10 protein-coding genes and 2 pseudogenes are annotated in these 12,219 nt (G+C 34.5%); 9 read left to right on the forward strand and 3 right to left on the reverse strand.

All coding sequences use genetic code 11. The annotated features are described in order from the left end of the window. Window positions 1-464, reverse strand: a 464-nt coding sequence (locus tag N3C60_04215) for an AAA family ATPase (protein ID MCX8084107.1), incomplete at its 3' end; no start/stop codon positions are given. 146 nt (window positions 465-610) lie between these two features. Between N3C60_04215 and asnB the strand changes: the two genes are divergently transcribed. The 9 genes and pseudogenes from asnB to N3C60_04260 all read left to right on the forward strand — a co-directional run bounded on the left by asnB (window position 611) and on the right by N3C60_04260 (window position 10,029). Then, window positions 611-2,341, forward strand: coding sequence for an asparagine synthase (glutamine-hydrolyzing) (gene asnB / locus N3C60_04220; GenBank protein MCX8084108.1), 1,731 nt, complete (start codon window positions 611-613; stop codon window positions 2,339-2,341). Then, complete coding sequence (locus tag N3C60_04225) at window positions 2,342-3,445, forward strand: DUF354 domain-containing protein (GenBank protein MCX8084109.1); 1,104 nt, start codon at window positions 2,342-2,344, stop codon at window positions 3,443-3,445. Further along, on the forward strand, window positions 3,433-4,506 hold the full coding sequence (locus N3C60_04230; protein MCX8084110.1) for a Gfo/Idh/MocA family oxidoreductase: 1,074 nt from the start codon (window positions 3,433-3,435) through the stop codon (window positions 4,504-4,506). The genes N3C60_04225 and N3C60_04230 overlap by 13 nt, the downstream gene beginning before the upstream one ends. Next, a complete protein-coding gene (locus N3C60_04235; GenBank protein MCX8084111.1) occupies window positions 4,496-4,969 on the forward strand; it encodes an N-acetyltransferase in 474 nt (157 codons plus the stop codon). Before N3C60_04230 ends, N3C60_04235 begins: the two co-directional genes overlap by 11 nt. Window positions 4,970-5,227: 258 nt before the next feature. Next, entirely contained in the window at window positions 5,228-6,376 is a 1,149-nt protein-coding gene (locus N3C60_04240) for a DegT/DnrJ/EryC1/StrS family aminotransferase (protein MCX8084112.1), read from the forward strand. Then, a complete protein-coding gene (locus N3C60_04245; protein MCX8084113.1) occupies window positions 6,373-6,936 on the forward strand; it encodes a hypothetical protein in 564 nt (187 codons plus the stop codon). Before N3C60_04240 ends, N3C60_04245 begins: the two co-directional genes overlap by 4 nt. A gap of 343 nt (window positions 6,937-7,279) precedes the next feature. After that, a pseudogene (locus N3C60_04250) lies at window positions 7,280-7,690 on the forward strand (flagellin). Between the two features lie 1,674 nt (window positions 7,691-9,364). Further along, window positions 9,365-9,619, forward strand: a pseudogene (locus tag N3C60_04255) (flagellin). Window positions 9,620-9,684: 65 nt separating this feature from the next. Continuing rightward, complete coding sequence (locus N3C60_04260; protein MCX8084114.1) at window positions 9,685-10,029, forward strand: flagellar protein FlaG; 345 nt, start codon at window positions 9,685-9,687, stop codon at window positions 10,027-10,029. 78 nt (window positions 10,030-10,107) lie between these two features. Here N3C60_04260 and elbB read toward each other — a convergent pair whose 3' ends face one another. Beyond that, window positions 10,108-10,779 (reverse strand): isoprenoid biosynthesis glyoxalase ElbB, encoded by a 672-nt coding sequence (elbB, locus tag N3C60_04265; GenBank protein ID MCX8084115.1) that lies wholly within the window; start codon window positions 10,777-10,779, stop codon window positions 10,108-10,110. Window positions 10,780-10,812: 33 nt separating this feature from the next. Beyond that, window positions 10,813-12,183, reverse strand: a complete 1,371-nt coding sequence (hemG, locus tag N3C60_04270) for a protoporphyrinogen oxidase (protein MCX8084116.1) — start codon at window positions 12,181-12,183, stop codon at window positions 10,813-10,815. Between the last annotated feature and the right edge of the window lie 36 nt (window positions 12,184-12,219).

Raw genomic sequence — 12,219 nt, forward strand, 5'->3', positions numbered from 1 at the left:
TTATCCAAAATCGGTTTGTCGTATTCATCGATTAATATTACGACCTTTTGATTGTATTTTTCTGAAGCCTGTTTTATAAGATCTTTGAAAAATAGTGCAATATCATCCCTGTATTTGCATCTAACAGATAGCTTTTCTTCAATGTTTTCAAGAAGTGGTGTAATCATTTTGTTTAATTCTTGAGTATTTCTGGATCCACCAAAGGTTAGTTTGATCACAGGGTATTTCTTTCCCCAGTCCCATTTGTCGTAGATATATAGATTTATAAAGAGCTCTTTGTTTCCTTCAAAGATGTTTCTTAGTGTATCAAGAAAAAGGGATTTACCAAACCTTCTTGGTCTTGATAAAAAAACATATCTGTAGTTGTTTATGAGATCATAAGCTAATGGAGTTTTATCTACATATACATAGTTATCACTTCTTATGTCTGTAAATGTCTGAATACCTATGGGTAGTTTTTTCATAGATGCCTCATTAGTAATTTTACATAATTTATACTAATTTTGCAATAAATTACAATTTTAAAATTTATGATATTGACTATTGAAATATTTTTTTATCAATGATAATTTTTGTTTATTAGTTTGAAAGAGTTATAAAAGAGATATAAATGTGTGGGATTTTTGGTATAAATTATTTTCTTGATGATAGAATCATAAATGAGGTAAAAAGATTCCTTTATCATAGAGGTCCAGATGATAATGGTTTTTATAGAGATGAATATGTGACTTTGGTTCATACGAGATTATCTATTATAGATCTTTCTGTTTCAGCTCATCAACCTATGAGAGTTGGAGATAAGGTAATTGTTTATAACGGAGAAATTTACAACTATATAGAAATCAGAAAGATACTTTTGGATGAAGGCATAAGTTTTACATCTAATTCTGATACAGAGGTGTTGTTAAAGGGTTACATTAGATATGGTGAAAAGATTTTAGATTATTTGAATGGTGACTTTGCTTTTTGTATTTACGATATAAAATCTAAGTTTTTTTTTCTGGCGAGGGATAGATTAGGTAATAAGCCTCTTTATTATTATTTGAAAAATGGGACATTTATTTTTGCCTCGGAAATAAAAGTTTTTGGTGAATTTATTGATTTTGAGTATGATATACAGGCTTTAGGTGATGCAATTTTGTTTAATATAAATGACTATTCTTCTAAAACTATATTCAAGGACATTCTTAATTTTCCACAAGCCCATTATGGTTTTTTGGATACAAATAATCAAAGAATTGTAACTAAAAGATATTGGAATGTAAACATAGACAATGGTGCTGTTCATTCTGAAAAATTTTCCGAAAGAAAATTTAATGATTATTTAGAAGAGTTTGAAAATTTAATCATCAATTCTATAAAATTGAGGTTTAGGTCAGAAGTACCGATAGGTGTATTGTTATCTGGAGGTATAGATAGCACTTTGATTGCTATAATAGTAAAAAAATTATGTTATAATGTGGATTTTTATAGTGCATTGTTTCCTGATTTCAAAGAGATAGATGAAACATGTTATGTGGAAAAAGTATCTGATTTTTTGAATATACTTGTTAATAAGCTTATTGTTCCGTATGAGGATGTAGATGATGATATAAAAGATTTGGTCAAGACACATTTTGATATAATTAGAAATTTTTCCATTTATGCTCAATACTGTGTTTTCAGAGAATTATCGAAAAAAGTCAAAGTTTCTATAAGTGGTCAAGGTTCTGATGAACTTTTTGGAGGGTATTATCATCATGTTGCTCGCTATATAGTAGTTGATGATGAGTTTTTATTGAAAAGAAGGATACTATATGGGGATGGGGTACTAAAAGAAATAGAGCTTGGTATGAGTATGTTAAAGGGTAGAGAATTCTTTTTTGAATACAATCAAAAATTTGTTGCTAAAATTCGAAAGGTAATTAAAGAATATGAACCAAATTATGATATTTTGTTAGAAAAATTTGAGTTCAATTTGGAGAGGGCTTTATATTTTGATACAACTAAATTTATATTGCCTACCTTATTAAGATATGAAGATCGTAACTCAATGCGATTTTCTGTTGAGAGTAGAACGCCTTTTACTGATTATAGAATAGTTGAGTTTGCTCTTAAACTACCACTTGTTTACAAGATGAAAGATGGTTACACTAAGTTTATTTTAAGAAAGCTAATCGAAAAATATGGTTTGAAGGATGTTGCTTTTAGGTTAAATAAAATAGGCTTTGAGGCACCTAACAAAAAAATAATGGAGTGTTTTAATGTACAAGAAGCAGATGATGTAGATATCAGACTATTGATTTTTAAAATTCTTGATGATACAATAAAAAAATTTGCACAAAAAAGGAGATCCCGTTAAATGGCAGAATTTATTTGGTTTGATATTGCTACTCCTAAATATGCAGTTTTTTTCTCAAAGATAATAAAGCTTTTAGAACGAAAAGGTATCAATATAGTAGTTACTTCAAGATATAGCGAAGACTACACTGAGGTTGTTGCCTTGTTAGATCTTTTTGGTATAGAGCATAAGATAATCGGTTCTTACGGTGGGAATACACCATATGGTAAGTTTAAATCGAGATTAGAAAGACAATACGGTTTTTTAGAATTATTTGATAATATAGGTATGCCTTTGTGTTGTTTTTGCGGTTGCGTAGTTGATTCTATACAGTTTAGTTTTGGGGTGGGAATACCGGTGATAAATTTTTCTGATACGCCATCATATGATGTGGTTGGTTACTTTGGTGTTCCGAAAAACTTTACTGCTGTATCTAAATTGACATTGCCAATATCTAACTATATTTTTTATCCATTTGTTTTGCCTAAGGAGATCTATAGAGGAATTGTAGTTGATGAAAATGTTTTGCATTCTTATGATTTCATAGATGTACATCTTTGGATGAATGAAATATATGGAGGAAAAAGAGGTGATGATTTCAGAACAAAATTTGGAATTCCTAAACACAAACCCACAATATTATTACGGGAAGAGGAATATAAGGCAAACTATGTAAAAGAGAAAATAGATATTATTTATAAGGTAATACCTTTTTTAAAAGAATTTGATGTTAACGTTGTGATTATGCCAAGATATGACAAAGAATCGTTAAAGAGCAATTTTGGTGATATAGCTTATGTCCTTGAAGAAAAAGTTTTGCCCCATGAGTTTTATCCTTACGTGGATATGATTATTGGTGGTGGAGGAACAATGAATCTTGAGGCATGTTATTTAGGAATACCAACGATATCCACAAGGTCAATTTGGTTATATCATGATCAATATCTAATTAAAAATAATATCATGTATTGGTCACATGATATTAAAGAGATTTTAAATATTGTCGATAAAAATATTGGTAAAAAATTTGACAACAGAGATTACTTTATAAAAGATCCTAATGCTGTAGAAAAGCTAATTGATGAGATTTTTAAAATAATAGAAGGGATAAGATGTCGTCGTTAAAGGTTGCCATTGTAGGATGTGGAAGAATTGGGTTTAAGCATTGTCAGATAATTTCAAAAGGGATGATAAAAGGTTTAGAGTTGGTAGGAGTTTGTGATATTAATCCATTAAGAGCTAAGGAATTCGGAAATAGTTTTAATGTCCCTTATTTTTTAGATTATTTTCAAATGTTAAGTAAGATAAAATGTGATATTGTTTCGATCCTAACCGAGAGTGGTAATCATGCAAAACATACGATAGATATTTGTAAGTATGTAAAAAATATTGTTGTTGAAAAGCCCATGTGTCTTACCTTAGATGATGCTGATAGTATAATTGAAGCATGCGATAAACATGGCTGTAGACTTTTTGTAGTCAAACAGAATAGATTTAATCTGCCTGTATTGAAACTAAAAGAAGCTATTGATAAAGGTAGATTTGGAAAGATTTTCTTAGCCACTGCAAGAGTGAGGTGGTGTAGAACACAGGAATATTATGACATGGATGCATGGAGGGGGACATGGGCTATGGATGGTGGTGTGTTAGCTAATCAAGCAAGTCATCATATCGATTTACTTCAGTGGCTAGCTGGTGATGTAGAATCAGTTTTTGCAAAAGCATCCACTACTTCGGTAAACATAGAGACAGAGAATACAGCTATAGCTACTATAAAATTTAGTAGTGGAGCTTTAGGGGTCATAGAGGCAACAACTGCTACGAGACCAAAAGATTTAGAAGGATCGATATCTATTTTGGGAGAAAAAGGATCTGTTGTTATAGGTGGTTTTGCTGTCAATAAAATAGAACAATGGGAGTTTGTGGAAAAGATTACAGAAGATGAAGAAGTTTTCAGTAAATATTCGGAAAATCCTCCAGATGTGTATGGATTCGGTCATATAAAATTTTATGAACATGTAGTTGACTGTATAAATAATAATAAAAAACAACTTATAGATGGTTTGGAAGGTAGGAAAAATATTGAGCTAATTACAGCATTGTATGAGTCTATAGAGACGGGTAAGGAAGTTTTTCTGAAGTTTAGGCCTAAAAGATGCAAATTGGGAGTTAAAAATGGAACTTAGTTATATACCTACGATTAAAAAAGTTATGATAAGAGATGTTGTTTTTGGGAGAAACTGTGTTGTTGTGGAACCTGTAAATCTTTATGAATGTACATTAGGAGATAATGTTTTTGTTGGTCCTTTCTGTGAGATACAAAGGGGGGTAATAATAGGTGATAATACAAGAATACAAAGCCACACTTTTATTTGTGAGTTGGTTACTATTGGTAGAAATTGTTTTATAGCACATGGTGTTATGTTTGTAAACGATCTGTTTGAAGAGGGAAAGCCGGCATCTGGTGATAAGAGTAAATGGAAAGATACTTTTATAGGAGATAATGTGAGTATTGGTTCGAATGCTACTATTCTACCTATTAAAATCTGTTCAAATGTTGTTATTGGTGCTGGAAGTGTTGTAACAAAGGATATTGTTACTTCTGGCATATATGCAGGAAATCCTGCAAGGCTATTAAGAAAACTATGAATGTAGTTCTGATCGGTTATGGGGGTTGGAAGAGGAGAATTGATAAATATTATGATGCCAATGTTAATATGTTAATTGTTTGCAATATTGGAATAGTAATTAAATAAATTTTATAGAGGGATGGATTGTATTTAAAAATAGTTCAGTATAATTATGGTAAAAATTTTGTATCTTTTTGTCAAATTTTGTATAAGGAAAAGATTATTGCTGATAGATGGATATGATCAAAACTTTGGTGATTATAAGTGAGTGAGATAAATGGTAAAATTTTTAGACTTAAAAAAACAATACTTTGAGATCAAAGAAGAGATCGACAGAAAGATTGAAGAAGTGTTGATCACCTCATCTTTTGTTGGAGGCAAATATGTGGAGAAATTTGAGGAGGAGTTTGCTGCATATATTGGGACCAAATACTGTATAGGTGTCGGAAATGGCACTGATGCATTAGAGATTGTTTTGGAGTCTTTAGATCTATACAAAGGTGCAAATGCTATAGTACCGGCTAACACTTTTGTTGCTACAGCAGAGTCGGTAGTTAGAGTAGGTTATAATCCTGTTTTTTGTGATTGCGATGATTATTATCTTTTATCAGTGGAAGCTTTGAAAAGAATATCTCATGATATTGATATAGTTATACCAGTTCATCTTTACGGCCAACCTTGCGATATGGATGATATCTTGGATTTTTCAAAGAAAAAAGGTTCGATTATAATTGAAGACTGTGCTCAAGCTCATGGAGCTGCTTATAAAGGTAGGAAAGTTGGTAGCTTTGGTATTGCTGCAACATTTAGTTTTTATCCTGGAAAAAATCTTGGAGCTTACGGAGATGCAGGTGCTATAGTGACAAATGATGAAGTTATTGCTAAAAAAGGTAGATTGATTGCAAATCATGGTAGAGTGTCCAAGTATGAACATATTATGATTGGTAGAAATTCTAGAATAGATGGTTTGCAAGCCGCGGTACTGTCTGTCAAGCTCAAATATTTAGATATCTGGAACAATATAAGAAATCAGTTAGGTGCTTATTATACGAATCTCTTAAGTGAAGTTGATTATATAACGCCACCTCTTGTTAAAGAGAACATTTTTCATGCGTATCATTTGTACGTGATAAAGACAGATAGTAGAGATAAACTACAGAAATATCTTAAAGAGAAATGTGTAGAAACTGGGATCCACTATCCAGTCTCATTACCAGAATTAGAACCTTTTAGAAGATTTCCCCACGAAAATTGTTATAAAGCTAAAGCAAATTGCAGAAGAATTTTGAGTTTGCCAATAGGTGAACATATGACGGAAAGAGACGTGGAGTATGTTGTTGAAATGATAAAGAAGTTTTTTGAAGAGAATTTGGAAAGAGATGAGAGTACAAGTTTAATGATTTCTGACAAAAGGTTGGTATTATGAAAATTGGAGTTGCCCAGGGGAGATTTCATATCATTCATTACGGTCATATGGAGTATTTGATTGAATCATATAAAAGATGTGATTATCTTTTGATTGGTATTTCCGATATGGATCCTTCTTTATCGTATTTTGATTATTCTCATTTTGAAGATATTGATAAGATTTCAAAAACTCCTATGAGATTAGATAATCCTATTTATCCTTTTACATTTTACGAAAGGATGCAGATGATAAAACTATCTATGTTGGAATATGGTGTAGATACAGCAAAATTTGATATAACGCCTTTTCCAATACATAAACCATGGCTGATAAAATATTATATACCATTAGAAGCAACGATATATGTGACCATTTATGATCAATGGGGTGAATCCAAGGTTGATATATTAAATAACTATGGCTTCAAAACAGAAGTGTTGTGGCGAAGAAGTATGGAGGAACGTTTAACCACAGGTACCGAGGTGAGAAGGCGGCTTTTAGCGGGTGAAGATATTTCTGATCTGGTTCCTGGATCTGTTTACAGATATCTATGTGAATATTTATTAAAAAAATGCTAAAGTTTTTTTATATTCGTTCGATAGTTAGGTTAAGAAAGATGAATAAGTAAAGCAGACAGGATAAAAAGGGCTGCTTTAAAGGGTACTGAGACAATCAGGCCGATGTTGGTAGTAATACCTTCATCGGCCTTTTTTGTTGGTCAAAGGTTTTTATACACTACGGATAGAATCCGGGTAAAAAGATAGATACAGGAGGTGCAAAAAAGGAAAGGTAGTAAGAATTACAAATTAAACCTAAGGTCTTATGTAAGATGTGGAGTTTGGTAACCTAATTTTAAAGTAAAAGTTAGAACACTGGGCAGGGAAGCCCAAATAAATAATAACACGGAGGTATATTATGCCAATGATAATTTACAACAACATACCATCTTTGACAGCTCAAAGATACGTTGGAGTATCCAATTCTAATTTAGCAAAATCTCTTGAAAAACTTTCCTCAGGTTTGAGGATCAACCATGCATCAGATGATGCGTCAGGGCTTGCTATTTCTGAAAAATTAAGGGGCCAGATAAGCGGCCTTAAAAGAGCAGCTATGAACGCCCAAGATGGTATCTCCATGCTACAAACAGCTGAAGGAGCAATGGGCGAAGTACACAGCATACTCCAGAGAATGAGGGAACTTGCTGTTCAGGCTTCAAACGGTATTTATACTACAAACGACCGCAAGTATATTCAGGATGAAATGGATCAATTAAAGGCTGAGATCAATCGTATTTCTGCCTCCACTGAGTTTAACACCAAAAAATTGTTAAACGGTGATTCTACTGCCCTCTGGTCAGCTGATAGCAACAAGATAAATACCATAATAAGGGGCAGAGTAGCTGAAGGTAACTACAATATAAACATCGATGCAAATCCAGGGCAAAACTTTATCTACAAAACAGATGTGATGACAATGAAGGATGGCGCCTATGCTGCTGAATTTGTGGAAGGTCAAAATGGTATTTCTGCAAGAAAGATTACTGATGTAAGTGGCTTGAGGAGTACAATTAATAATACCAGTGTTTATACAGTTGAAGTTTATACTAATAACATAAATAGTTCTTCAGCAACAAACTACTCTGGAGTTGTAGGTATTTATAATTCTCAAACATCATCTACTATTGCCAATAATGATGTTGTGTTAGTTTCAGGTTCAAGTGCAATTAACAAATCTGGATATTACGAGATTGAAGCACTTGCAAATTTTAGTTCAAGTACTACAGCATACACAGTAGGATCTGCTGTTAAAGTAAGATTTTATAATGCTGAAAATGGATCGTTGTCAGATTGGGTTAATGTAAATGTTACTGTATCTTCAGGTGGATCAACTATGTTTACAAACAGCATTTCCATTGGAGGTAATACAGCAGTTCTGAATTTGGGTGCTGCTGGTGGTGCTCGTGTTAGAAGTGGAGACAAAATATTGTTTTGGGTATCTAATGTAGGAGCTTTAAACGTTTCTGCCAATGCAAGTACTACTGGTGCTGCGCAGATAAGAATAAAAGACTCCTATAATAAAAATAATATAAGGATAGAAAGAGATAAATTTGTATCTTCTACCGAGTATAAAACTACTACTTTTTATATAGCTGAGATAAATACCGCTACTGGTTCTGTGAATATGGGTTCATTTAAGCTTGAGATGGGTAAAGTTTTACCAGCTCAGACAGGAACATTGCGATTTGAGGTAGCGGGACCTGGTGATAGGGCAGCAGAGTTTGCTAAGCTATCCGATATTGCAAGGTTTATCAATGCTGATGGTAGAAACATTTTTGATAACACCCAGGCTTTAACAATTTTTGGAAATGGTAAGCAGACTACAATATACCTTGAGGGTAGTGACACGTTGAAGGATTTTGAGGAGAAGCTTACAAATGCTATAAAAGATGGTTTGGGTATGGGTAGCGATGTTTCAAGCGTAAATGATCATCTTGTGGATTATGTAAAGGTTGCTACATCCAATTCACCACAGGCTGTTGCAGGTACGTTTGTGATACAGTCTGCACTATTGGGTGAAGATAGTAGACTGTCCTTCATCGGTGATCAGGCGCTTATAGATGGATTGTCTCTTGCGACTATACAACAAGGTAGAAACTCCGAGCTCACAGTGAAAGTTTCAAACGCCCACACTGGTGAAGTTATCGGTTCTGATGTGGTAAATGACTATACTTTGAAAAATATTATCAAGGGTGTTGATGTTAAAATCGATAGTACCGTTGATATCTCTGCTACTTGGAATAACACAACTAAGAAATTGGATTTCAGCAGCAAGAGTGGAAGTGTTGATATCAAGCTTCACCTTGTGGACAATGCCACTGAGCTTCAGATAGGTGCAAACGAAGGTCAGACTATTGAAGCCAATATTGGTCAGATGGATACTACATCTCTTGGCCTTGATGATGCTTATGTGGTAAGTCAAGAGCTTGCTCAAAAATCTATCACGAAGATAGATAGGGCTATAGAACTTGTATCTGCATCAAGAGCGACAATAGGTGCTCAGGTGAACAGACTTGAGTATGCTATCAGCAACCTGAATGTTACAAGAGAGAACTTGGTAGCTGCTGAATCCAGGATACGTGACCTTGATGTAGCTGCCGAGATGGCTACATTTACTAGGTGGCAAATACTTAACCAGTCTGGTACTGCAATGCTGGCTCAGGCTAATCAACTTCCACAACTGGCGCTTCAGTTATTGAGATAACATTTAGCTTAAAATAGAGGGTGGGTTAACCCCACCTTCTACTCTTAAAAGGCAGGTGATGGTATATGATAGATGCTCTCAAATCTGTTGCTGTGGATACCGTAAAAGATCCACAATTATCGTCGGTGCAATCAAAAAAGCAGGTTGAGTTGATAAAAAATGATGAGCTTAAAGCGAAGAATGTTCATGAGAAAGATTTGGAGAGTGCTTTGAAAGATATAAACGAAGCTTTCAAGGGGATGAACATAGCAAGGCAGTTTGTCATAGACAAGGATGTTGGTGTAGTAGTGGTGAAGATACTGGATACTGAAAAACAGGAAGTAATAAGACAGATACCTTCGGAGGATGCCCTCAGGATAAGTAAAAATATAAAAGAGATGATAGGCTTACTTTTTGATAAGAAATCATAAGGTAAGCCTATGGATGCTAACAAGCCCAATAAATCATGACTCCCCGAAATGACATTGGATGCATTTCGGGGAGTTTTTTTATTTTAAAAGCTCAAAAAGCTTTTTAACCATATCTTCTATCCCTTCGGCAATCTCTGAGATACTTTTACCAAGCATATAGGCTGGGGTGGTAACAATTTTATTCTCTTTATCAACCACTGCTTCTTTTACAGGGCAGTTTATGTGCTTACCACCTAATTGCCCTATAGCTGAGGCTACCCCTTCATCGTTACCTATGGTGAGTTTTGGGTCTATTTTTACATCGGTCAGTGCTTTGGCAAGCAGCACTGGAGCAATACAGACAGCTGCAACTGGCTTTTTGGCTTTTACAGCTTCTTGTACTACTCTTTTTACTTCTGGATTTATACTGCAATTGGATCCTTCAAAGGCAAAGGTGGTCAAGTTTTTAGCCGCTCCAAATCCACCCGGGAAAACCACAGCGTCCACGTCTGAAATATTAAGATTTTTAAGGTCGATAATTTTGCCCCTTGCAATTCTGGCGGACTCCACAAGAACATTTCTTTTTTCACCTTTTGCCTCTTCACCGGTGAGATGGTTAACTACATGGTATTGGGGTATGTCTGGCGCTGCCATGACAAGCTCTGCACCATATTTGTCTAAGAAGTACATGGTAAGTACAGCTTCGTGGATTTCGCTACCATCATAAACTCCGCATCCGCTCAAAACTACCGCAACTTTTGGTTTTGACATAATCTACCTCCTATTTTTTATATTGAAAGATCATTATGTAGACTCAAGAAGTTTTTTTAATCTTTCCACGTTCATAAAACTTGTCCTGGTGCAGTCATTTAGCCCTACACCGTATAAAATATTTCCTCCGATGAAGATATTGGGATTTTTGTTACAAAACTCTTCCACAGCTTCTACAACTTTGTGATGACCCAGATAATATTGGGGTATTGCTTTATGCCATCTAAACGTTTTTATCCTGTATGGGGTATTTTTGATCTGGAGTGTTTCTTTTATATCGTCGTATGCCATACGGATTAAATCGTCGTCTTGTTTTTCTATAATCCAACGATTTTTGTCTCCCCCCATGATAACACGAATAATTTTGTAACCATTTCTTGTTCTATCAGGAAATATCGATGAGTCGTAGAGTACTCCCAAGATCCTCTTTTTTTCTGAGTGGGGGATGAGGTAACCAAAACCATCCAATTGGTCCTTTAAATCCTCTGATTTAAATACAAAGCCGATGACAAAGGCAGGGGCATAGGTTATCTTTTCAAGGGATATGGCAATATTTTCATCAAGACCCTTTATCAGTTTTGAAGTGGTGTAAGATGGGGTGTTTATGAAGACCTTGTCAGCGATGAGATCCCCAGAGGTAGTAGAGATAATGTATCTTTTACCTTCTTTCGTAATTGAGCAGGCTTCGCAGTTTGCCAATTTATTTATATCCATCATTTGATCAAGGAGGTCTATTATCATCTGTTCTAACCCGTTTTTGTAAGATGTTAAAATCCCTCCAGGGCCAGCTGGACCACTTTTTTTCCCTTTTTTCTTAAACATACCTTTAAAAAGTCCTCCATAGTTAATCTCTAAATCCCTTATCACAGGGAAACAGGACCTAAGACTCATCTTTTCAGGATCACCAGCGAAGATACCAGATACCATAGGACCTATGAGATATTCAAGGGCTTCTTTTCCAAGTCTTCTTCTAGCAAAATCTGCGACGGTTTCATCTTCCAATTCTTTTTTTGATATGAAAAACTCTGAGATGATTCTCATTTTCGCTCCAAATGATAAAAGACCAGAGCTGAAGAACATCGGTGGATTTTCTGGTAATCGGTGTAATGTTCCATTTCGCATAATATATCTTTTCCTTGCCAAATCGTTGCTTCTGATTATGTTTGGATTCAGACCTGCAAGGTTTAGTAGCTCTAAGGTATGGGGTTTGCTATCTAAAAATCCGTTTGGTCCTGCTTCTATGATAAATCCATCCTCTCTTGAGGTTTCTATTGATCCGCCCCATCTTAGATTTTTTTCTAACAGAGTAATGTTTAGGTCCAACCCTTGTGTATCTTTTAACTTTTTTAATAAAAATGCAGTGGAAATACCTGAAATACCTCCACCTATTACCGCTATATCCATACGTGACCTCTTTTCATTGACATTTTTCTATATCAA

Origin of the sequence: Calditerrivibrio sp. (genome assembly GCA_026415135.1) — a bacterium.
In the GTDB taxonomy this organism is placed as follows: Bacteria; Chrysiogenota; Deferribacteres; order Deferribacterales; family Calditerrivibrionaceae; genus Calditerrivibrio.